The 21,344-nt window shown below is 70.2% G+C and carries 19 protein-coding genes; 9 read left to right on the plus strand and 10 right to left on the minus strand.

Annotated elements, in window-relative coordinates; translation table 11 throughout:
• The first annotated feature begins 29 nt into the window (after positions 1-29).
• From ACZ5MC_RS07770 to recD, 3 genes are read left to right on the plus strand one after another with little or no spacing between them, the layout of a single operon-like run.
• On the plus strand, positions 30-3,524 hold the full coding sequence (locus tag ACZ5MC_RS07770; RefSeq protein WP_464517437.1) for an exodeoxyribonuclease V subunit gamma: 3,495 nt from the start codon (positions 30-32) through the stop codon (positions 3,522-3,524).
• The gene (locus tag ACZ5MC_RS07775) at positions 3,524-6,874 is read left to right on the plus strand and encodes a UvrD-helicase domain-containing protein (RefSeq protein ID WP_464517438.1); all 3,351 of its coding nucleotides are present in this window, start codon (positions 3,524-3,526) and stop codon (positions 6,872-6,874) included. Before ACZ5MC_RS07770 ends, ACZ5MC_RS07775 begins: the two co-directional genes overlap by 1 nt.
• Positions 6,864-8,756 carry an exodeoxyribonuclease V subunit alpha gene (gene recD, locus ACZ5MC_RS07780; RefSeq protein ID WP_464517439.1) on the plus strand — a complete coding sequence of 631 codons (1,893 nt, stop codon included), beginning with the start codon at positions 6,864-6,866 and terminating at the stop codon, positions 8,754-8,756. The genes ACZ5MC_RS07775 and recD overlap by 11 nt, the downstream gene beginning before the upstream one ends.
• On the opposite strand, the gene ACZ5MC_RS07785 is transcribed toward recD, so the two are convergent.
• The 3 genes from ACZ5MC_RS07785 to ACZ5MC_RS07795 all read right to left on the minus strand — a co-directional run bounded on the left by ACZ5MC_RS07785 (position 8,753) and on the right by ACZ5MC_RS07795 (position 12,504).
• A complete protein-coding gene (locus ACZ5MC_RS07785; protein WP_464517440.1) occupies positions 8,753-9,898 on the minus strand; it encodes a PDDEXK-like family protein in 1,146 nt (381 codons plus the stop codon). The two genes, recD and ACZ5MC_RS07785, sit on opposite strands and share 4 nt — an antisense overlap.
• A gap of 92 nt (positions 9,899-9,990) precedes the next feature.
• On the minus strand, positions 9,991-11,337 hold the full coding sequence (locus tag ACZ5MC_RS07790) for an APC family permease (RefSeq protein ID WP_464517441.1): 1,347 nt from the start codon (positions 11,335-11,337) through the stop codon (positions 9,991-9,993).
• Positions 11,338-11,376: 39 nt separating this feature from the next.
• Positions 11,377-12,504 (minus strand): DUF4382 domain-containing protein, encoded by a 1,128-nt coding sequence (locus ACZ5MC_RS07795; RefSeq protein WP_464517442.1) that lies wholly within the window; start codon positions 12,502-12,504, stop codon positions 11,377-11,379.
• Between the two features lie 108 nt (positions 12,505-12,612).
• Here ACZ5MC_RS07795 and ACZ5MC_RS07800 point away from each other — a divergent pair, with 108 nt between their 5' ends.
• Positions 12,613-13,749 carry an MBL fold metallo-hydrolase gene (locus tag ACZ5MC_RS07800; protein ID WP_464517443.1) on the plus strand — a complete coding sequence of 379 codons (1,137 nt, stop codon included), beginning with the start codon at positions 12,613-12,615 and terminating at the stop codon, positions 13,747-13,749.
• A 173-nt stretch (positions 13,750-13,922) separates the two neighbouring features.
• On the opposite strand, the gene ACZ5MC_RS07805 is transcribed toward ACZ5MC_RS07800, so the two are convergent.
• Together ACZ5MC_RS07805 and ACZ5MC_RS07810 are read right to left on the minus strand one after the other, a co-directional pair.
• The gene (locus ACZ5MC_RS07805) at positions 13,923-14,228 is read right to left on the minus strand and encodes a 4a-hydroxytetrahydrobiopterin dehydratase (protein ID WP_306599753.1); all 306 of its coding nucleotides are present in this window, start codon (positions 14,226-14,228) and stop codon (positions 13,923-13,925) included.
• Positions 14,229-14,248: 20 nt separating this feature from the next.
• Positions 14,249-15,112: an ADP-polyphosphate phosphotransferase gene (locus ACZ5MC_RS07810; protein ID WP_306599754.1), complete on the minus strand. Its 864-nt coding sequence runs from the start codon at positions 15,110-15,112 to the stop codon at positions 14,249-14,251.
• 247 nt (positions 15,113-15,359) lie between these two features.
• Between ACZ5MC_RS07810 and tpx the strand changes: the two genes are divergently transcribed.
• From tpx to ACZ5MC_RS07835, 5 genes are all read left to right on the plus strand, one after another.
• Positions 15,360-15,860, plus strand: a complete 501-nt coding sequence (tpx, locus tag ACZ5MC_RS07815) for a thiol peroxidase (protein ID WP_464517444.1) — start codon at positions 15,360-15,362, stop codon at positions 15,858-15,860.
• A gap of 65 nt (positions 15,861-15,925) precedes the next feature.
• The gene (locus ACZ5MC_RS07820) at positions 15,926-16,519 is read left to right on the plus strand and encodes a hypothetical protein (protein ID WP_306599756.1); all 594 of its coding nucleotides are present in this window, start codon (positions 15,926-15,928) and stop codon (positions 16,517-16,519) included.
• Positions 16,520-16,528: 9 nt separating this feature from the next.
• Complete coding sequence (locus tag ACZ5MC_RS07825; protein WP_464517445.1) at positions 16,529-16,756, plus strand: hypothetical protein; 228 nt, start codon at positions 16,529-16,531, stop codon at positions 16,754-16,756.
• 79 nt (positions 16,757-16,835) lie between these two features.
• Entirely contained in the window at positions 16,836-17,246 is a 411-nt protein-coding gene (locus tag ACZ5MC_RS07830) for a VOC family protein (protein ID WP_464517446.1), read from the plus strand.
• Positions 17,247-17,274: 28 nt separating this feature from the next.
• Positions 17,275-17,940: a hypothetical protein gene (locus tag ACZ5MC_RS07835; protein ID WP_306599759.1), complete on the plus strand. Its 666-nt coding sequence runs from the start codon at positions 17,275-17,277 to the stop codon at positions 17,938-17,940.
• A gap of 13 nt (positions 17,941-17,953) precedes the next feature.
• On the opposite strand, the gene ACZ5MC_RS07840 is transcribed toward ACZ5MC_RS07835, so the two are convergent.
• From ACZ5MC_RS07840 to ACZ5MC_RS07860, 5 genes are read right to left on the minus strand one after another with little or no spacing between them, the layout of a single operon-like run.
• Positions 17,954-18,589 (minus strand): alpha/beta hydrolase, encoded by a 636-nt coding sequence (locus tag ACZ5MC_RS07840; RefSeq protein ID WP_464517447.1) that lies wholly within the window; start codon positions 18,587-18,589, stop codon positions 17,954-17,956.
• The gene (locus ACZ5MC_RS07845; RefSeq protein ID WP_464517448.1) at positions 18,586-19,008 is read right to left on the minus strand and encodes an arsenate reductase ArsC; all 423 of its coding nucleotides are present in this window, start codon (positions 19,006-19,008) and stop codon (positions 18,586-18,588) included. The genes ACZ5MC_RS07840 and ACZ5MC_RS07845 overlap by 4 nt, the downstream gene beginning before the upstream one ends.
• A complete protein-coding gene (arsB, locus tag ACZ5MC_RS07850) occupies positions 19,005-20,096 on the minus strand; it encodes an ACR3 family arsenite efflux transporter (protein WP_306599762.1) in 1,092 nt (363 codons plus the stop codon). Before arsB ends, ACZ5MC_RS07845 begins: the two co-directional genes overlap by 4 nt.
• Positions 20,097-20,107: 11 nt before the next feature.
• A complete protein-coding gene (gene arsM, locus ACZ5MC_RS07855; RefSeq protein WP_306599763.1) occupies positions 20,108-20,944 on the minus strand; it encodes an arsenite methyltransferase in 837 nt (278 codons plus the stop codon).
• Positions 20,945-20,957: 13 nt separating this feature from the next.
• Positions 20,958-21,281 (minus strand): ArsR/SmtB family transcription factor, encoded by a 324-nt coding sequence (locus ACZ5MC_RS07860; RefSeq protein WP_464517449.1) that lies wholly within the window; start codon positions 21,279-21,281, stop codon positions 20,958-20,960.
• Between the last annotated feature and the right edge of the window lie 63 nt (positions 21,282-21,344).

The raw sequence follows: 21,344 nt of genomic DNA on the forward strand, positions 1-21,344 counted from the left end.
TATTTTAGTGAGATGCCCCCAGGACACCCATGCTCGAGCTGACCTACTCCAACCGCACCGAAGCCCTGCTCGACCTCCTCGCCTCCCGGGTGCGGGCCGAGCGGGCCGCGGGCCGGGGCCCCTGGGAGCCCATCCACCTGGTGGCCCCCAACCCGTATTTCAAGGAATACCTCCGCCAGGCCCTGGCCCGGGAGCTGGGCGTGGCGGCGAACATCGAGTTCACCTATCTGGATGGGCTGTGGAAGGACCTCCTGGTGGACGACGGCCGGAAGTTGCTGGCCTTCGACCTCATCCGGGCCGGGCTTCTCGGCATCCTGGGGGACCGGGGGCTGCTGGCCCAGCCGGACATGGTGCCGGTGCGGGACTACCTGGGCACGGAGACCGGGCAGCTCAAGCGCGTTCAGCTGGCCACCGAGCTGGCCAAGGTCTTCGAGGAATACCAGATGAGCCGGCCGGACTGGATCGACGCCTGGCGCGCGGGGCGCAAGGTCACCGCGGACCCCGGCCTGGAGACCTGGCAGTCCCGCCTCTGGCTGGAAGTCGTGCGGGTCCTGGACACCGCGGGCCAGCCGGCGCGCCATCTCACGCTCCTCGAACTCATCAGGGGATCGCGCTTCGAGGGCATGAAGCTCCCCCGGGCCATCCACGCCTTCGGCCTGACCCACGTGGCCCAGGCCTACCAGCAGATCTTCCAGGCCTTCGCGTCGCTGCCGGACACGACCCTCCACCTCTACGCCCTCAACCCCTGCGGGGAGTTCTGGGAGGACCTGGACACGGGCCGGAACCGGCTGTGGACGGGCCATCCCAAGCGGGAGGCGGCCCGGGCCGGCGCCTGGGACGCGACCACCGAGGATCCCTACCGCCTTGCCGTCGACGGCCCGCTCGCCCTGCGCCTGTGGGGCCGCCCGGGCCGCGAGAAGATCCGCCTGCTCAACGAGGTGAGCGACTGCGACTTCACCTCCGCCTTCGAGCTGCCCGGCGCTTCGACCCTCCTGGGCCGGCTCCAGCGGGACATCCTGCTCTACAAGGAGCCCGACGCCGCCGAGGGGTCGGGGCCGGACGACAGCGTGCGCTGCCTCGCCTGCCCCAGCCCCAGGCGCGAAGCCGAGGTCGTGGCCTCGGAAATCTGGCGCCTGCTGGAGCTGCACGCCCAGACGGACCGCCCGCTGCATTTCTCCGAGATCGCCGTGGTGGTGCCGCCCGGCGACCAGGAGACCTATTACGCCCACCTCCAGGCCGCCTTCCACGACGCCCGCCAGATCCCCATGGTGCAGGGCACCGGCGCCTTCCCCATCCTGCGGGAGACCCTGGAGGCCGTGGAGCTGCTGCTGGCCCTGCCCACCTCCGGCCTCACCCGTGCCGCCGTCCTGCGCGTCCTCCTGCACCCCGCCCTGCGCCGCCGCTCCGGCGACCTGGACACCGGCGCCTGGGAGCGGTGGAGCGAGGAGTTCGGCATCGTCCGGGGCGCCGACCGCGCGGACTGGGCGGGCACGTACCTGGCCGAGGACGCCCTGAACTGGGACCAGGGCCTCAAGCGCCTGGTGCTGGGCGCCTTCATGACCGAAGGCGCGGACTTCCGGTCGGGGGACGACACCTATCGCGTGAACGGGGCGCGGGACGAGGGCCCGGCCACGGTCTTCATCGCCGAGGTCCGCGGCCTCTGCGGGGACGCCCGGGACCTGGCCGGCCTGGCCGCCGAGCCCGGGGCCTGGCCCCGCCGCCTGTTCGACTACCTGGAGAAGTGGCTCTCCGTGGACGAGGGCGACGAGGCCGAGGCGGTGCTCAAGGCCCTGGACCGCATCAAGGGCTACCTGGACCGGATGTTCGAACGCCTGCCCCCGGCCCTGGCGCTGCCCCGCATGGACTTCATCGCCGCCCGCCACCTGGCCCTGGAGGCCCTGGAGCGCCTCAAGGACGAGCAGCCCGCGAACCTGGCACGGGGGGTCGTGGTGACCTCGTACGCCGCCATGCGCGCCATCCCCTTCCGGGCCATCTTCCTCATGGGCAACGGCGAGGGCAGCTTCCCCACCCGCAACCCGAGGAACGCCCTCGACCTGCGCGCCGAGGGCCGCCGTCCCGGCGACGTGAGCCAGACGGAGAAGGAGAAGTACCTGTTCCTGGAGATGCTCCTGTCCGCCCGGGACCACCTGGTGCTCAGCTACGTGGCCCTGGACGAGCTCAGCGGCGAGCCCTTCGAGCCTTCGGGCCTCCACAAGGAGTTCCGCCAGCTGCTGGCCGCCTACCTCGCGCCGGAATGGGCGCCCGCGAAAAAGCGGGACCCCTTCCTGGAGACCCATCCCCTGCGGCGCTTCGACGCGGCCTATTTCCCCGGCTGGTTCCCGGGCGGCGGGCGGCTGCGCACCTGCTCGGAAGCCGCCGAGAAGGAGGCCCGGGCCCTGTGGCTGGGCAACCAGGCCAGGGCCCAGGGCGTGGTCATGCCCCCGCGCGTGGGCGACCTGCGGCAGGATGCCGCCGGCACCCTGCGCGCGGCCCTGGACACCCCCGGGGTGCCCGAGGCCTCCGGCGCCAGGGAGGTCATCAAGCTCAGCCTCTCCGACCTCCGCACCTTCCTGGAGTGCCCCCTCACGGGCGCCGCCGCCGTGCGCCTGGGCCTGCGCAAGCGGGACATGGCGGATCGGGCAGCGGTGGAGAACGAACCCTTCCAGAGCGACTTCCTGGAGTCCTGGGCCCTGCAGCGCGAGGTCGCCCTGGCGGCCCTGACCGGCCTCGAGCCGGCCGAGGCGGTCTACGACCGCTGCCTCAAGCGCCTCCAGTCCGAAGGCGCCGCGCCCTTCGGGGTGTTCTCCGAGGCGGAGCGGGGCGCCAACCTGCAGGTCATCCGGAACTGGGTCACCTACCTCCGGAACACCCCCGGCCGTCCCGAAACTTGGCGCCTGGGCGGCAACCGGTCCGGCGCCGAGGCCATCGATCACGCCCTGCCGCCCCTGACCCTGACCGTGCGGGTCGCCGGCGAGGAGCGCACCGTGGAGCTGGGCGGCGACCTGCGGGTGCAGTTCGGGGGCTCCCTCTTCCTGGAGACCGGCAAGCGCCCCTCCGCGTCCGCCCTGGGCAAGGTCCAGAAGAAGGCCCTGGCCGCCTTCGTGGACCACCACTTGCTGGCCTGCGTCGATGCGTCCCACGGGGAGCACCTGGCGCGGTTCGTCTACGAGGCCGCGGTGAGCGGCCAGCAGGAATTCACCTTCCGCTTTCCGGCCCTGGCGCCGGAGCAGGCCCGGGAACGCCTGCGGGCCTGGCTGGAGGACCTCCTCGACGGCGACCACGCGGTGCTCCTGCCCATCGAGGCGGTCCTCAAGGGGTGGCCGGAGAAGCTCAGCCGGGAAAGCATCCTGGCCTTCGTGGACGAGAGCCTCAACGGCCCTGTGGTGACGCCGTTCAGCACCGTGCGCGGGCCCGTCCCCGATCCCGCCAGCTACCCCCCGCCCGCCGATCCCAAGGCCATCATGGACCTCCGGCTCAAGGACTACCTGGACCTCGTGTGCGGTGTGGCAGGGGAGGGGGCCTGATGGTCACGTTCGGCAAACCCGCCCTTCTGGAAGGCATCGCAGGCTCCTGCGCCATCGAGGCCAGCGCCGGCACCGGCAAGACCTACACCCTGGAACACCTCATCGTCCAGCTCATCCTGGAGGGCACCGCCCTGGAGAACATCCTGGTGGTGACCTTCACGAAGAAGGCCACCCTGGAGCTGAAGGCCCGGGTGCGCGACAAGCTGGCCGGGCTGGTGGCCCTGGACACGGACCAGGTCCAGCCGGGCGAAGTCCCCTGCGAACTCACGCCGGAGCTGAAGGCCCGCCTCGTTGCCGCCCTCATGGCCTTCGACCGGGCGACCATCTCCACCATCCACGGCTTCTGCCAGCAGGTCCTCAAGGACAGCGCCTTCGAAGGCGGCCAGCTCTTCCAGCAGGAGACCATCGCCAGCGACGAGGCCTACGACCGGGCCTTCACGACCATGCTGCGCACGGACTTCGCCACCCGGCAGGCGAACCTCCTCCGGGTCGCCCTGCGGTTCCTGGGCACCCCCGCGGACCTGCGGGACCTGCTCAAGGAGGCCCTCAGGGAGGACCAGCTCGACCTGCCCGCATTCGCGGACGCCCGCAGTTTCCTGAGCGCCTTCCCAGTGGCCCTGGCCCAGGCGTTCCTGGCCGACCCCAAACCGTTCGGCTTCCCCGAAGGCGCCACCGCCATCAAGAACCGCCTGAACCTGATCCTCCCGCGCCTGGAGCTGTTCCTGCAGGGCACTCCCGAGGAGTTCTGGCTGGACGCAGACTGGATCAAGGTCCAGCTCCTGGACAAGCTGGGTCCCTTCTCCGTGGACGGCCTCGACGGCGAGGCCGCCGACCTGGCCCGGGCGGTGCGCGAGCTGGCCAACTTCAAGGCGATCCTGGTCGCCGCCTTCCTGCCTCCCCTGCGCGCCGAGCTCCGCCGCTTCAAGGCCGAGGAGGGGCTGTTCGACTTCGACGACATGATCAGCCAGGTGGCCGGCGCCCTGGAAGGCCCCCAGGGGGAGGCCCTCGCTGGCCGCCTGCGGGAGCGCTTCCACATCGCCCTCATCGACGAGTTCCAGGACACCGACGCCCGGCAGTGGAAGATCTTCAGCCGCGTCTTCCTGGCGTCGCCCGGGCACCGCCTCTTCCTCGTGGGGGATCCCAAGCAGGCCATCTACGGCTTCCGGGGCGGGGACCTGCCCACCTACGTGGAGGCCCTGGCCGAGCTCGGGCGAAAGGGCGCCCAGGTCCTGCACCTGGCCACCAACTACCGCTCCACCGGGGGCGTCATCGGCGGCTACAACGCCATCTTCCGGAATACCGGGGGCGTCCCCTTCTTCACCGGCGGCAACGAGGGCCACTACGAGCACCCCGTGGACTGCGGCAAGCCCGCGCTGGCCCTGACCGGGGCCCCGTCCATCAAGGTGGTGGACGTGAAGGTGGCCGACGCCCGCACCACCAAGCTCCAGGCCGCGGCGGCCCTGGCCCGGGCCCTGGAGGCGACCCTCGGGGAGGGCCGGTTCAACGGCGAGCCGCTGGGGCCGGGGGATGTCTACGTGCTGACCCGCACCCTCGGCGAGGGCCGGATCATGGCCGACGCCCTGCGCGCCCGGGGCATCCCCGCCGCGCTCTACCGCCAGGACGGGCTCTTCGACGGTCCCGAGGCCGAAGCCTGCCGCGACCTGATGCTGGCCATCGAAGCGCCCTTCGACGAGTGCCGCCGCGCCAAGGTCCTGCTGGGGCCCTTCTTCGGGCTGAACTTCGCGGAGGCGGAGAAGGCCCGCAACCTGCCGGAAGGCCACCCCATCCTCACCCGGCTCTTCGCCTGGCGGGAGCTGGCCGCCCGCGGCCGTTATGGCGAAATGTTCAACCGCGTGGTGTCCGAAAGCGGCCTGAGCCAGCGGCTCCTCTTCCTGGACGAGAGCCAGCGCGCCCTCACCAACCTCCTGCACATCCTGGAGCTCCTCCAGCAGCAGGCCCTGGGCGGCCACTGCACCCTGGCGGGCCTGGCCGTGCAGGTGCAGCGCTGGATCGACGGCGAGGACCGCCCGGCGGTCGAGGAGGGGGAGACCCAGCGCCTGGAGCGCGACGGCGGCGCCGTGCAGGTGCTCACCATGCACAAGGCCAAGGGCCTCCAGGCCCCCGTGGTGGTCCTGTTCGGCGGCCTGTCCCAGGGCAGCACCAAGGCCAACCTCCACCGCTACCACCTCCACGGGGAGCGCCACGCCTGGGTGGGCTCCACCAAGGCCGCCACCGCCGCCGTCCAGGCCCTCATCGAGACGGAGGAGTCCGAGGAGGGCGAGCGCCTGGCCTACGTGGCCCTCACCCGGGCCGAGGCCCAGCTCATCCTCCCCTGCTACGTGCCGGGAGACGAGCCTCCCGCCCCCGGCGGCAGCTTCGACCCCGCCGGCGACCCGAAGAAGGGCCTCTACCGCAACGTGAACCGCCGCCTGAAGACCCTGCTGGGCCCGGCGCCCCGCGAGGACTTCGAGCGCCTTCCGGCCAGCGTGGCGGTCCCGCCCACCCGGACCCCCAACCCCGGCCCCTGGACCCTGGAGCTCCCCGCACCCCTGGACTTGCCCGCCTTCCCGTCCCTGCGCAAACTCGGGCGCCCCCTGTGGATGTTCAGCTATTCCAGCCTCCAGAAGGGCCTCAAGCCCGGCTGGGGGGAAGGGGCCCACCTGGAGGAGGTGAAGGAGTTCACGCCCGCCGACGGCCCCCGCGGCGGCAAGAAGCTCGGCACGAAGGTCCACGCCGCGCTGGAGCACGTGGACCTGGCCTCCTTCGCCGGCGTGGACCCGGACACGTGGCTCGCGCTGCCGTCCACCAAGGCCCTGGCCGCCGCGTGGCTCCCCGAGGAGGGCCGCAGGGAGGCCCTGCGCTGGATCCACCACGCCATGACGATGCCCTGTCCGCTGCCCGACGGCGGCACCGCCGTGCTCCACGAGGCCGACGAGCTGCTCCGGGAGCTGGACTTCCTCACGCCCTACGCCGATCGTCCGGATTTCCTGCACGGCTCCATGGACGTGCTCTTCCGGACCGGGGGAAAGGCCTATGTGCTGGACTGGAAGACCAACCGCCTGCCCGGCTACGACCCCGCGTCCCTGGACCAGACCGTCCGGGACCACTACTGGCTGCAGGTGCAGATCTACGCCAGCACCGCCTGCCGCTTCCTGGGCATCACGGACGAGGCGCAATACGACGCCTTCGGCGGCGTGGTGTACGTGTTCCTGCGCGGCCTCCCCGAGGGCGGCCTCTGGACCTGCCGTCCGTCCTGGGCCGAACTCCAGGCCTGGGAGGCCGAGCTCAAGGCCCTCCCCGTCGACCAGATGGTCCCCCCCCACGCCGGAGGCGAGCCCCGTGACCGATGACTTCCTGCAGACCCTCGACCTCCACCGGGACCGGGCGTCCTTCCCCCGGCGCGTGGTCGAGCACCTGAAGACCCTGAACCAGGAACCCTCCGCGCTCATCTTCGCGTGGGAGCTGAGCGGCCTCGCCCCCGGCCTGGACGCCGACCGGCGCAAGCGCCTGTTCGCCATAGTCCTGGCCCTCCTGTCCGCCCAGGCCCAGGGCCACACCCGCATGCCCCTGGTCCCCGAGCCCGGCGGCCCCACCGACCTCCTGTTCCAGGCCTTCAACCTGGAGTCCTTCGACCTGGAAGCCTTCCTGCGCAGGTCGGCCCCGTCCCTGGCCGGGGACCCCGGGGAGGCCAAACCCCTGATCCTGGAGCACGGCTGGCTCTACTCCCAGCGCCTCCTGGGCCACGAGCTGGACCTGGCCGCGCTGGCCGGCGCCCTGAAGACGGTGACCGCCGCCCCCGTCGTGGACCCCCCCGAAGCCATCTTCCACCTGCGCTCCGGCCGCGCCCTGAACCCCGAGCAGCGCCAGGCCGTGGCCATGGCCCTGCGGGGCGGCCTCACCCTCATCACCGGCGGCCCCGGCACCGGCAAGACCTCCATCGTCGTCACCATCCTCCGCGCCCTCCTGCGCCAGCCCGGCATCCGGCTGGAGGACATCGCCCTGGCCGCCCCCACCGGCAAGGCCGCGCAGCGCATGGGGGAATCCATCATGGAATCCCTGGCCCAGCTGGAGAACCCCGAGGCCATCGACCGCGAGCTCCAGAAGGCCGCCCTGGACCCCGCCACCCTCCATCGCCTCCTGGCCTGGCACCCCGCCGAGGAGCGCTTCCGCCACGGCCCCGGCAACCCCCTCTCCGCCCGCATCGTCATCGCCGACGAAGCCTCCATGATCAGCCAGGAGCACCTGTGCCGCCTCCTGGGCGCCCTGGCCCCCGGCGCCCGTCTCGTCCTCCTGGGCGACGCCGACCAGCTCCCCAGCGTCGAGGAAGGCTGCGCCTTCAGCGACATGGTCAAGAGCCTGGCGCCCCAGTGCGTGACCCTGCGCACCAGCTACCGCATGGACGCCGGCGACCCCGAAGGCCGCAACATCCTGTCCGTGGCCGCCGCCATCCGCACCCAGACCGACCTGTGGGAAGCCGCGGAACCCATCCACGTCCGCGCCACCGTGGACGACCTCACCTTCCGGCAGGTCGAGCTCCTGGACCCCGCCCCCGGCGTCATGGAGGCCTTCCTGGAACGCTGGCTCCACAAGGAAGTGACCAGCCTCGAAGGCTTCCTCCCCAAGGTCACCCGCACCTACACCTTCACCGGCGGCGCCTGGTCCGCGGCCGACCTCGTTCCCCTGGCCGCCCTCTTCCACCACTTCAACCAGTTCCGCATCCTCTGCGCCCTGCGGGAGGCCCCCGGCCTGCGCGGCGTCCAGGACCTCAACAGGCACTTCCACAAACGCATGCTGGCCCTGACGGGCGAAGGCCTGCGCAATCCCGTGCCCTTCTGCGCCGGCGAGCCCGTGATGATGACCGCCAACGACTACCGGCGCGGCATCTACAACGGCGACCAGGGGCTGGTGCTGAAGGTCCTGTTCGACGGCGTCCTGCGCCAGGCCGCCGTCTTCCCGAGGCCCGGCGGCTTCGTGCCCTTCCCGCTGGACCCGCTCAGGCACCAGCTGGAGCACGCGTTCGCCATGACGGTGCACAAATCGCAGGGATCGGAGTACAAGCGCATCGCCATCGTGCTGCCGAAGACCAACCACCGGGCGCTGACGCGGGAGCTGCTGTACACCGGGCTGACGCGGGCGAGCAAGGGGGTCGTGCTGCTGGCCGAGAAGGAGCGGGTGCCGTTCGCGGCGGGGAATCCGTCGGTGCGGGAGTCGGGGCTGGCGGAGAGGCTCTAGCGGAGCAGGGACTTGTACTTGCCCATGATGTTGTCCAGCTTGATGTACTGGACCTGGAACTTCTTCAGCAGCGCCTGAACCGTGCTCTCGTCGAAGGCCAGCTCGGTGATGCCGTGCCGCTCGGGGTATTCCTCCTCGTCGAAGACCCGGCACCACTGCTTCCAGTCCCCGATGGGCGTGTAGTCCGGATCGATGACCCCCTTCCCCAGCAGGGCGATGGTCGCCAGCTGCGACTTGAATTCCTTGCGGGACTCGGCCTCGATGAAGATCCGGGCGGCGGGCATGGAGCCCTTGTAGTGGTGGAACAGGTACGTGACCGGCAGGCCCAGCTCCTCCCACGCGGTGTCGAAGATCTTGATCTCCACGATCTCGCCCCGGGACGGGTAGACCGTATGCGTCAGGTTCTTCCCGGTGAACCGGTTGACGCCCTCCACGAGGCGGGCCCCGATCTCGCCCAGGTTGGGGCGGTTCTTCATGAGCACGTCCAGGGCCCTGGCGACGTCAGGGTTGGCCCACAGGGCCCGCGCCCGGGCGTTCTGCTCTTCACCGTTCATGAAATTCTCCTTGATGTTTGCGGCCAGCAGTCTCAGGATTCCCGATTCGTCCTGTTCCCGCAGGGGTGCGACGGCTTCGCGGATCGCGGCCCAGGCCAACGGAAGGCAGGGGAACCGGGACTCGGGGTTGTGCGTCCTGGGCAGGCGGCCGCCCGGGGTGAGGAAGATGAACAGACCGCGCCACTGGGGAAAGCGTTCCTCGAGGACCTTCTGGTCGTCGGAGATCTGGCCGGGCCGTTCCCGGGCCCAGATGTTGGTCTGGATGGCGATGAGGAGCTTGCGCTCCTCGTCCAGGAGCAGGACGTCGATGTCCCGGTACTCCGCGCGCCCCTTGAACCGGGCTTCGTGCAGGTCGGCGCCGAGGGGGCCGGCCGGGAGGGAGGGCAGGAGGGCAGGCCAGATCGCCTGGCCGAACGCCAAGGGACCCCCGTGCGACAGGATCCGGGCCAGGAGCCTGGAATGGCTGGCTTCGTCGTCGTGGAGGCCCAGGATCTTCATGGGATTCACGGCCGGGCGTTCCCGCTGAAGCTGGAGGAAGTCCGGGTGGCCCACCAGGGGGTCGAATAGCGCAGAATCCAGGTCGTCCACGGGGGGCTCCACACGTTGGAAAGATGAACCCCAAGCATAGCCGTGAAACGGGGCGCGCGGTCCGGCCTCGTTCGCACCCGCACTTCCGGCACCTACGGGCCCGTGCGCCGGGGGAAGCCGTAGACCACCCCGAACACGGCCACGCCCAGCAGGGTCATCCCCAGGCCCGCCAGGGCGAACCGCCAGCCCGTGGAAGCCAGGATCGAGGCCCAGAGCACGATGGCCACCAGCGCGGGCATGGGGTAGAGCCACATGCGGAAGGGCAGGTGGGCCTTGCCCAGGCGGTTCCGGAGCAGCATCACCCCGACCGCGCCCCCGATGAACTGCACCAGGATCCGCATGGCCAGGATCGCGTTGATCACCTGGCTCAGGGTGAACAGCAGGCTGAAGACGAAGGAGGTGGCCCCCAGCCACAGCAGGGCGACGTGGGGGAAGCCCTTGGTCGGGTGAAGCCGGCCCATCACCTTGAAGAAGTTCCCGTCCAGGGCCGCGGCGTAGGGGATCCGCGAATACCCGAGCATCACCGCGAAGAGCGACGCGAACGCGATCCACAGCACGAGCACGGTGGCGGCGTTGGCCGCCACGGGCCCGTAGAGCCGCTGGATGAGGGTGCTGACGATGAAGGGGGACACCGCCGCCTCCCGCCAGGGGATCACGCCGATCACGGCGTACTGCATGGCGAGGTAGATGGCGGCGATGCCCAGGATGGAGATGAGGATCGCCCTGGGGATGTTCTTCTCCGGGTCGCGGATCTCGCCGCCCAGGTGGCTCACGTTGTAGTAGCCGAGGTAGGAGTAGGTGGTCTTCACCGTGGCGTGGCCCAGGGCCACCCAGAAGGCCCAGGTGAGGTCCCAGGCGCCCGGGGGGTAGCTGAAGGCGAGCCTGGCGTCGAAGTGCGAGAGCCCGCCGATGATGAACCAGGCCAGGGTGCCCAGGACCCCGATCCACAGGGCGACGGTGATCCGGCCCAGGGTGGCGATCTTCCGGTACAGGATGAAGGTCAGGGCGACGACCAGGGTCCCCGACGCGACCCGCCGGGAGGCGGCGGTGAGCGGCAGCAGGAACGACAGGTACTGGGCGAACCCGATGGCCCCCGAGGCCACCACCAGGGGCGCCTGGATCATGGTCTGCCAGATGAAGAGGAACGACACCAGCTTGCCCCAGCGCGGCCCGTAGGACTCCCGGAGGAACACGTAGCTCCCTCCCGCCCGGGGCATGGCCGCCCCGAATTCGGCCCAGATGAGCCCGTCGATCAGCGCCAGGAAGGCCCCCGCCACCCAGGCCAGGACATGCTGCGGCCCGCCCATGATGCCGATGACCAGGGGCAGCACCACGAAGGGCCCGATGCCCACCATGTCGATCATGTTCAGGGCGACCGCCTGCACCAGGGAGAGATCCCGGGGGAGGGCCGCCTCAGCTTCCTGGTCGTTCGTCCGCATTCCCTATGCTGGTTCGAAACGCCGTGTCCGTCCAGGACTCTAGGGGAAGGTCAGCGTCACGGTGGTGGTTCCCCCCGCGGTCACGGCCTGCTGGGACCCGGGGAGGATCACCGGGGCGGCCCCCGAGGTGCTGCGCTGGGCGGTGACGCCGTAGGTGCCCGGCGCCACGGACAGGAACGTGGCCGTGTCCTGCGCGCTGCCGATGACGGCGGGACGGGAGCGGACGATGAGGTTCGGGCTGACGCCGCCCGCGGCCAGGGACTGGCGCAGCTCGCCCCAGGTGCCCTGGGTGGAGGACGACTTGGGCGTGAGCGCCAGCGTCAGGGTGCCCGAGGTCACCGGCGCGGCGAAGGTGAGGTTGGCGGTGAGGGAGGCGCCCGCGGCCAGGGTGCCCGCGGACGTGGCCTGGGCGAGGCAGTTGGCGGGCTGGGCGGCCACGAAGTAGATGCTCCCCGACGGAAGGCCGTCCAGTTCGTAGTTCCCGGAGGCGTCCGATACGGCGCGGCGCACGAGGGTGGCGGTGCCCAGGCCGTCCAGGGTCTGGGCGTACACCTCGACGCCGGCGAGCTTGGCGGCGGGCCCCGAGAGCGTGCCCAGGATCCGGCCGCAGTTGGAGGGATCGAAGGCCTGGCCCGTGGCGTTGAAGCGGTAGGGCGTGGTGGAGGTGGGCGCCGAGACGACGCCCTGGTCGCCGTTGAACATGAACAGGGCCTGGCCCGCGCCGTTGGTGGGGACGCTGACGCTGCCCTTGACGAGCGTGGTCGTCGGCATGGTGAGCACCTGGCCCGAACCCCCCTCGGGGACGACGTAGGCCGGGAGGTTGATGGCGGACTGGTAGTTCGTGGCGCTCCAGGTGAGGCGGAACTGGGTGTAGGTCCCCGAGTAGACCTTCGACGCGGGCAGGACCACCACCCCGTGGCCGTTCTGCAGGGCCATGAGGTCGACCGTGCCCTTGGGCTGGCCCAGGGTGAACCACTTGCTGCCGTCCATGGTGCCTTCGATGGTCTCGAGGCTGACGACCACCTGGGAGAAGCCCGGAAGGCTGTCCGAACTCAGGGTGATGGCGAGGGTGCCCGTGGGCGCGGGGGAGGTGCTGCTTCCGCCGCAGCCCAGAAGGCAGGCCAGGGCCGTGCAGATGGGAAGGACAACCTTCGTGATCGCGCGCATGGATTCCCCTAATGGACTTGAGACCCGGCTCCTACCGGGAAAGTTTAACCCAGTGCCGCGTTGGAAAGACAGTTGACAAAAAACGTCAAAGTGTCAAGCTTTGGATCCATGAGCCGCCGAATCCTTCTTGCCCTCGCAGCCGCCCTCCTGACGGGCGTCTTCTGGGCCGTCGCCTCCACCACCCCCCCGCGGAGCCAGCGCATGCAGCACTCACCCCAATGGAGGGACGGGACGTTCCACAACCCCCAGCCCCTCTGGAACGATTTCACCGGCGCCATCGGCAGCATCCTGCGCCGGAACCCCCATGCGGCGCCGCGCAGCGGGGAGCTCCCCGTGGTGCGGCCCGCCCTGGAGACGCCCCCCGCCAGCGGGCTCCGGGCCACCTGGCTGGGCCACTCCATGGTGTACCTCGACATCGACGGCACCCGCGTCCTCACCGACCCCGTGTGGGGACCCCGGGCCTCCCCCCTCTCCTGGGCCGGGCCCAAGCGGTGGTACGCCCCGGTGATCCCCCTCGGGGACCTGCCGAAGCCCCACGTGGTGGTCATCTCCCACGACCACTACGACCACCTGGACCGCCCCACCCTCCGCGCCATGCGGGACTGGGACGTGCGCTTCGTGGTGCCTCTGGGCGTGGGGGCGAGGCTGGAGGGCTGGGGGATCCCCAAAGCGCGGATCACGGAGCTGGACTGGTGGGAAAGCGCTACCGCCGGCTCCCTGGAGATCACCTGCACCCCGGCGCGCCACGCCTCCGGCCGGACCCCCTTCGACAAGGACCGCACCCTCTGGGCGGGCTACGCCTTCCGCGGCGCCTCCCACCGGGTCTACTTCTCGGGCGACACGGGCCTCTTCCCCGGCATGGCCGATATCGGTTCGCGCCTGGGCCCCTTCGACCTCACCCTCATCGAGGCCGGCGCCTACGGCGAGGCCTGGCCCGACTGGCACCTGGGCCCCGAGCAGGCCGTGAAGGCGCACGAACTCGTCCAGGGCCGGGTGCTGCTGCCCATCCACTGGGGCCTGTTCGACCTCGCCGCCCACGGGTGGACCGAGCCGGTGGAGCGGGTGCTCGCCGCGGCCCGGATCCGCGGCGCCGCCGTGGTGGTGCCCAAGCCCGGGCAGGGCGTCGAGCCCGGCGCCCCCTGGAGCCAGGAGCGCTGGTGGCCCCTGCTCCCCTGGAAGACCGCGGCGGAAGCCCCCATCGTGGCAACCCTGGACGGCCTGAAACCCGGCGCCCTCACCCGCTGACGCCGGCGACAGCCCCCCCCCCGCGGCCGCTCACGTGGGATCCGTGTCCTTCGGTTGTTCCTTCGTCTCCTCAAAGACAGGGCGCTCCATCCGGCTCGGGCGCTGTCCCGCCGGGTTGGTCCCCATGTTCCGTTCCTTGCCTCCGCCTACCTGGGTGCTCCGCTCGATGGGGTTCATGTGCCTGGCTGCCTGCCGGCCAGTTCCTCCATGGCCTCGGCCAGCTTCACATCCAGGGCGGTGATGCCGCCGGCATCATGGGTCGTGAGGTCGATGCGGACCCGGTTCCAGACGTTGGACCATTCGGGGTGGTGATCCATGCCCTGGGCCACCAGGGCGGCCCCGGCCATGAAGCCGAAGGCGGCCACGAAGTCGGCGAACTGGTAGTCCCGGTGCAGCTTGCCTGCCTCGAGCCGCCACCCGGGCAGCTTGGCCAGGGCCCTGGCGAGTTCGGGTTCGTGGAGCGGGACGGGTCGGGTCATGGGCGCACCTCCAGGGGCGGTCAAAGTTCGTGGCGGATGGTCTTCATCTCCTGCCGGCGCTCCTTGTCCACGTCCGGATAGGCCAGACCCAGCCGGCCGAGGGTGTCCAGGAGGATCTGCGAGACGATGAGGCGGGCATTCTTCTTGTCATCGGCGGGCACCACATGCCAGGGAGCCGCGGCCGTGCTGGTCGCCGCGAGGCACGCTTCGTACGCCTGCCCATAGTCGTGCCATCGGGCCCGCTCCGCCACATCCGCCGAGCTGAATTTCCAGTTCTTCCCGGGCTCGTCGATGCGCTCGAGAAGGCGCTTGCGCTGCTCGTCCTTGGAAAGGTGCAGGAAGACCTTGATGATGCAGGTGGCGTTGCGGTGGAGGTGGGCCTCCAGCTCCCGGATGGAGCGGAAGCGGTCGGTCCAGAAGGTTTCCTCCTCCACCGCGCGCCCAGGGAGCCCCTGGGCGGCCAGGAGCTCCGGGTGGACCCGGACGACGATGACCTCCTCGTAATAGGACCGGTTGAAGATGCCGATGCGTCCGCGCTCAGGCAAGCGGCAGGTCGTGCGCCAGAGAAAGTCGTGCCTGAGCTCCTCCGCGCTGGGCTGCTTGAAGCTGAACACCTCGCAGCCCTGGGGGTTGAGGCCGGACATCACGTGCTTGATGATCCCGTCCTTGCCCGCGGCGTCCATGGCCTGGAGGACCAGCAGGACGGAATGGCTGCCGGAGGCGTAGAGCAGGCCCTGCAGTTCCCCCAGCTTCGCGGTGTGGTCCGCGAGGACGTCCTGGTACTGGCCCTTGGAGGTGAAGAGGGGATGCACCCGGGTGGGGTGCTGCCCAAGATCGAGGGGCCTGCCCTCGGCGACGCGGTAGGGGGACGTATCGATTTTCATGGGGGATCCTCGCCGAGGTGGGGCGGGGAACCCGGAGCATGCTTCGTGCCATCCCCTTTTCCATGGCCGGGCAAGCCTCCGCCTCCTGGCCCCGGTGGGCGCCCATCAAAATGAACGATCCGCACTTCAACCTGATCGCCCGTTCCCACCCGTCCGAACGGCTCGGAAAGGCGGAAGACCCTGGCCCGGCTCCCCCTTGCGATCTGGATCGAAACTTGCCCTGGAAACGGGTGCCCAAGGAGCGGTCATGGCCCAGATAACCCTCAAAGGAAATCCCATCCACACGTCCGGGGACCTGCCCAAGGAGGGGTCGGCCGCTCCGCCCTTCACCCTGGTGCGGACCGACCTGGCGGAAACGGCGCTCGGCGACTTCGCGGGCCGCAGGGTGGTGCTGAACATCTTCCCCAGCCTGGACACGCCCGTCTGCGCCACGAGCCTGAGGAAGTTCAACGCCCTGGCCGGGACGCTTCCCGATACTTCCGTGCTCTGCGTGTCCATGGACCTGCCTTTTGCCTCCGGACGCTTCTGCACGGCGGAGGGACTGACGAACCTGGTGCCCGCCTCGTGCTTCCGGAATCCGGCCTTCGGGGAGGCGTACGGCATCGCCCTGGTGGACGGTCCCATGCACGGCCTGCTTGCGCGTGCGGTCGTTGTACTGGACGGGCAGGGGCAGGTGCTCCACGCCGAACTGGTTCCCGAGATCACGAAGGAGCCGAACTACGAAGCCGCAGCTGCGGTTCTGAAGTAGAATGTGAAATTCAAGACAGGTTCCCGTTCTTTCGCGCTTAAATCCGCTCGCTCTGGAGGTGTTTCATGAAATTCCATTCGAAATGGTGGATCCTGGCCGGCGCCCTCCTGGCAGCCCTGGCTCTCGCCTGCGGCGGGCGGCACCGGCCCCTCGAGGGCAGCCTGAGGGTCTTCAATGACGGCGCGGTGACCATGAGCCAGCTCTACGTGACTCCCAGCACCAGTTCCACCTGGGGGACCGACCAGCTCGCCCCCTATCCCCTGCAGCCGGCCGACTCCATCACCCTGACCCGCCTGTACCCGGGTTCCTACGATGTCCGCGCGCGTTTCAACGACGGCAGCACGGACACCGTCTACGACGTCCGGATCCATGACGGGGAGACCACCACCCTGGGCATGCAGAACAGCGGCAACGGCGCCGTGGCCGTGTTCAACAACACCGGCCTGACCATCACGGGCATCTACCTCACCCCGGCGAACTCCAGCACCTGGGGGCCCAACCAGGCGGATCTGCCCCTCTCCCCCGGCCAGAGCCTGACCCTCACGGGCGTCGCCCCGGACGTGTACGACCTGCGGGTGGTCTTCACCACCGCGGCCACGACGGACTACAAGGGCTTCACCGTCACGGCCGGAACCACCCACACCATCCAAGTGAACTAGGAGGCGATCATGCGACTGACCCCATTCCTTCTGCCCCTCCTCCTGGCCTCCCTGGGCCTGCCCGCTTCCGCGGAACCCAGGGACACCACCCGGCCCGTCCGCACGGAAAAGGGCGAGCCCCGCGTGCGGGACGCGTCCATCGCCCGGGCGGCCTCGGAGCGCGTTCCGGCCCCCGCCACCGGGCGTTCCCGGCCCTACCGGGCGCCCAAGCCCGGGGAAGGCGAGCCCAAGGGCTGAACCCTCCTGCCGGCCGCCAGCCGGAATGGGATGATCCCAAGGGCCGGATGGTAAAATCGGGCACCTGCCGGGAGGGACCATGGACAGGAATGCGCTGGCGCCGGTTCAGGTTCGTTTCGCCCGTCCCACCGACCGGATGGCCGAAATCGAACGCTTCTATGTCCAGGGCCTGGGCATGGCCGTCCTCGGATCGTTCCAGGACCATGGCGGCTACGACGGACTCATGGTCGGTTTCCCAGGCGCGTCCTGGCATCTCGAGTTCACCCATCACCTCCGGGGAAGCCCCGGGCCGGCGCCTTCCCGGGAGAACCTGCTCGTATGCTACTACCCCGGCCAGGATGCGGCGGAGGCGGCGGCGGCCCGGCTCAGGGGTCTGGGCTGGCCGGAGGTTGCGCCGGAGAACCCCTACTGGCTGGGAAAGGCGCGGGTGGTCCCGGATCCGGACGGCTGGGAGGTCGTCCTGTTCTTCCGCCCCTGGCAGTCCACCTGAATCCCATCCTTCGTGGAGGTCGATCCCCATGTTCGCCGGTCATGCTGGCCTTGCCCTCGCCGTAAGGCCCCTGATGCCCAGGCAGTCCCTGGGGCTGCTGTTCGCGGCCGCCTTCTGGCTCGACCTCGTGTGGCCCGTCCTGCTCCTCACGGGCCTGGAATCGGTCCAGATCCGACCGGGGGATACCGCCTTCGCACCCCTGGCCTTCGTGCACTACCCATGGAGCCACAGCCTCCTTGCCGTGCTGGCGTGGGCGGTCGCCTTCGCCCTCGTCGCGCTCAGGGGGCGCCTGGACCGCCTGGGCGACTTCCTCGGGTTGTCGGGCCTGGTGCTCAGCCACTGGCTCCTCGATGCCGTCGTCCACCGCCCGGATCTTCCGCTGGCGCCCGGACTCCCGGTCAAGGTCGGCCTGTCGCTCTGGAATTCCCTGCCCGCCACGTTCCTGGTCGAAGGGCTCCTGGTCCTGGGGGGCATCCTCGTCTATCTGCGCAGGACCACCGCGAAGGACGGGCAGGGAACCTGGGCCTTCGTCTCCCTTCTCGCGCTGATCATCGTCATCTGGGCCTCCGGCCCCTTCTCCCCGCCGCCACCCAGCCCGACGGCCATCGGAATTGTCGGGCTGCTTTCATGGCTGCTTCCACTGTGGGCCTTCTGGGCGGACCGGCACCGGGGCCTGAGGGCAAACCCCTTATGAAAGAGGGCCGGGGTCAGCCTCGAACCCGCTCCAGGAACCGGCCGGCCGCCTCGAGAAAACCGGGACCCCATTCATGGCCGCCCGGGAACCGGAGGACCTCCGGATGGGCGCCCAGGTCCTCGAGCGCGGCCACGTCCCTTTCCATCTGGGCGGCGGGGTAGAAGGCATCCTCCTCGCCCCGCCCCAGGAGCACCGGCGGCAGGGCCAGGGCAGGGGCCCCCGCCACGTCCGGCGGCAGGTCCCCGCCGAGGATGATGAGCCCGTCGCAGGGCCCGCACCGGGCCGCGGCGCGCCAGGCCATGGCGGCCCCCTGGGAGAAGCCCGCGAAGACGAGCCCGCCGCCCCCCAGCTCGGCGACGACCCGCCGCACGTAGACCACGTTGTCCTCCACGGCCTGGTCCCGGTCCAGGCTGGTCATCCACGAACCCACCACGTCCCGGGTCTTCGGGCTGTAGAAGCGGTGGAGGGCCTGGACGGACACCAGGTTCCAGCGGGAGGCCCCGGGAATGCGCCGCAGGTCGGCCAGGAGGTCCTCCGCCCGCTGGGCGTAGCCGTGGAAACCCACGAGGAACGGGGCGCCGGCCTGCACGGCGGGTTCGAGCAGGTAGCGGCCCGTGGTGGGGGTGGGGATGAGGCGGGTGAGGGTCATGGCTGCTGGAACCGCTCGGCCTTCAGGCGCTCCAGCCGGGAACGGAGCTCGTCCCGCCCCGCCCGGAACCGGGTCCGCAGGTCGTCGGGGGTCAGGGCCGGATCGTCGCTGGCGGGGTCGGGGATGGGCCAGTGCAGCCGCTCGGCCTTGCCCAGGAACAGCGGGCACACCTCCTCGGCGCAGAGGGTGACGACCAGGTCCACGGTGGCGGGGTCGATGTCCTGCACGTTCTTCGAGGCGTGGCCGGTGGCGTCGATGCCCTGCTCCGCGAGCACCTCGATGGCATAGGGGTTCACGCGGCCGGGACGGCTTCCGGCGCTCTGGATCCGCACCCCGGGCAGGAGCTGGCGCGCGATGCCCTCGGCCATCTGGGAGCGCGCGCTGTTGGCCACGCAGAGGAAGAGGATCGACCGGGTCATTGCCCACCGCCCGTGGGGCAGCACTTGGCTTCCACGACGGTCTCCGCGCTGCCGGGGTACCACCTGGCCTTCAGCCAGAACGCCACCCCCACGAGACTGATGAGCACCGGCACCTCCACGAGCGGGCCGATGACGGCGGCGAAGGCCGCCCCGTGGGCGATGCCGAAGGTGGCCACGGCCACGGCGATGGCCAGTTCGAAGTTGTTGGATGCCGCGGTGAAGCTCAGGGTGGCGCTCTGGGGATAGGAGGCCCCGGCCTTCTTCGACAGCCAGAAGCTCACCATGAACATCACGACGAAGTAGATCAGCAGGGGCAGCGCGATGCGGAGGACGTCAAAGGGCAGCTTGACGATGGTGTCGCCCTTGAGGCTGAACATGACGACGATCGTGAAGAGAAGCGCGATGAGCGTGAGGGGGCTGATCCGGGGCACGAACACCCGGTGGTACCAGTCCAGCCCCTTGATCCTGCCCAGCACGAAGCGGGTCAGGAACCCGGCCAGGAAGGGGATGCCCAGGTAGATGAAGACGCTCTGGGCGATCTGCCCGATGGTGATGTTCACCACCGCCCCCTGGAGGCCCAGCCAGCCCGGCAGGACCGTGGCGAAGAACCACGCGTACACGCTGAAGAAAAGCACCTGGAAGATCGAGTTGAAGGCCACCAGCCCCGCGCAGTACTCCGTGTCCCCCTTGGCGAGGTCGTTCCACACGATGACCATGGCGATGCAGCGGGCCAGCCCGATGAGGATCAGCCCCAGCATGTATTCCGGCCGGTCCCGCAGGAAGAGCACCGCCAGCCCGAACATGAGCAGCGGCCCGATGACCCAGTTCTGGAGCAGCGACAGCCCCAGCACGCGCCTGTTCCGGAAGACCAGGTGCAGCTCCTCGTACTTCACCTTGGCCAGCGGCGGATACATCATCACGATGAGGCCGGCCGCCAGGGGCACGCTGGTGGTGCCTGCGTTCCAGGCGTTGATGGCCCGGTTGAAGCCGGGCGCCGCGAAGCCGAGCAGCACGCCCAGCCCCATGGCCAGGAAGATCCAGAGGGTGAGGTAGCGGTCCAGGAAGGACAGGCGCTTGGGGGTGTCCATGGCGTCTCCGTTCAGAAGGGTTTGCGGGCGGCGATGATCAGGCTGGTGACGTAGTCGGAGGGCCGGGTCCCCGCGGGCAGCTGGCTCAGCAGGTGATCCGCCAGCGGATCCCCCTCGGGGAGCATGGCGTCGATGGAGCCTTCCTTTTCCGTGAGGGTCAGGTCCACGAGCCCCGAGGCCCGGACCATGCGCCGCAGGTCGTCGATCAGGGCCGCCCCGGCGATGCAGCCCACCAGGGCGCGCACGTCCTCCGCGATGGCTTCGGGCAGGGGCCGGAGCAGGACGATATCGGAAATGGAGACCCGCCCCCCCGGCTTGAGCACCCGGGCGATCTCCTTCCAGACCTGCGCCTGGTCCGGGCTCAGGTTCAGCACGCAGTTGGAGAGCACGACGTCCACCGTGGCGTCCGGAAGGGGGATCGCCTCGATCTGCCCTTCGTGGAAGGTCACGTTGTCCAGCCCCGTCCGGCGCCGGAACTCGGCGGCGTTCCCGCGGGCCTTGGCGAGCATGTCGCGGGTCATGTCCACCCCGATGGCCCGCCCTCCGGGACCCACGCGCTGCGCCGCCAGGAACACGTCCAGCCCCGCGCCGCTGCCCAGGTCCAGCACCACTTCGCCGGGCTTCAGGTCCGCCAGGGCCGTGGGGTTGCCGCAGGAGAGCCCGAGGTTGGCCCCCTCGGGGAGCGTCGCCAGTTCCGCGTCCGAATAGCCGACGCCCTGGGCGACCGACTCGGCCCGGCCGCCGCCGCAGCAGGAGGACGCGGGGCCGCAGCAGCCGCCGCCGATGCGGGCGATCTTGCCATAGGCGTCCTGGACTTTGAGGTGGGTGGGGTGCGTCGTGGGTTCCATGGCCGCTCCTGATCTACAGGCAGTTGGCATCCCGGCAGCCGCCGCCGCAGCAGTCCTGCCAGAGATACTCGGTGAGGGCCCGGAGCTGGTCGAACCGGGCGGCATAGCGGATGGTCGTGCCCTGGCGGCTGGCGGCCAGCAGCCCCGCCTCCGTGAGATCGGCGAGGTGATGGCTCAGGGTCGAAGCGGGCATGCCCAGGCGGGACTGGATCTCGCCGGCGGGTGTGCCCTCGACGGGACCCTGCACGACGGCGCGGACCACCGAAAGCCGGCCCGGGTGGGCCATGGCCTTCAGCTGGCGGGTGACGAGGTGGAGGGTGGGGTCGGGGGCGGGCATGGGCACATGATTCCATACTTTGCAAAATATGGAAATATTAATCCCACGGATAAGCGCACCGCG

The organism is Mesoterricola sp. JemC181 (assembly GCF_055384585.1).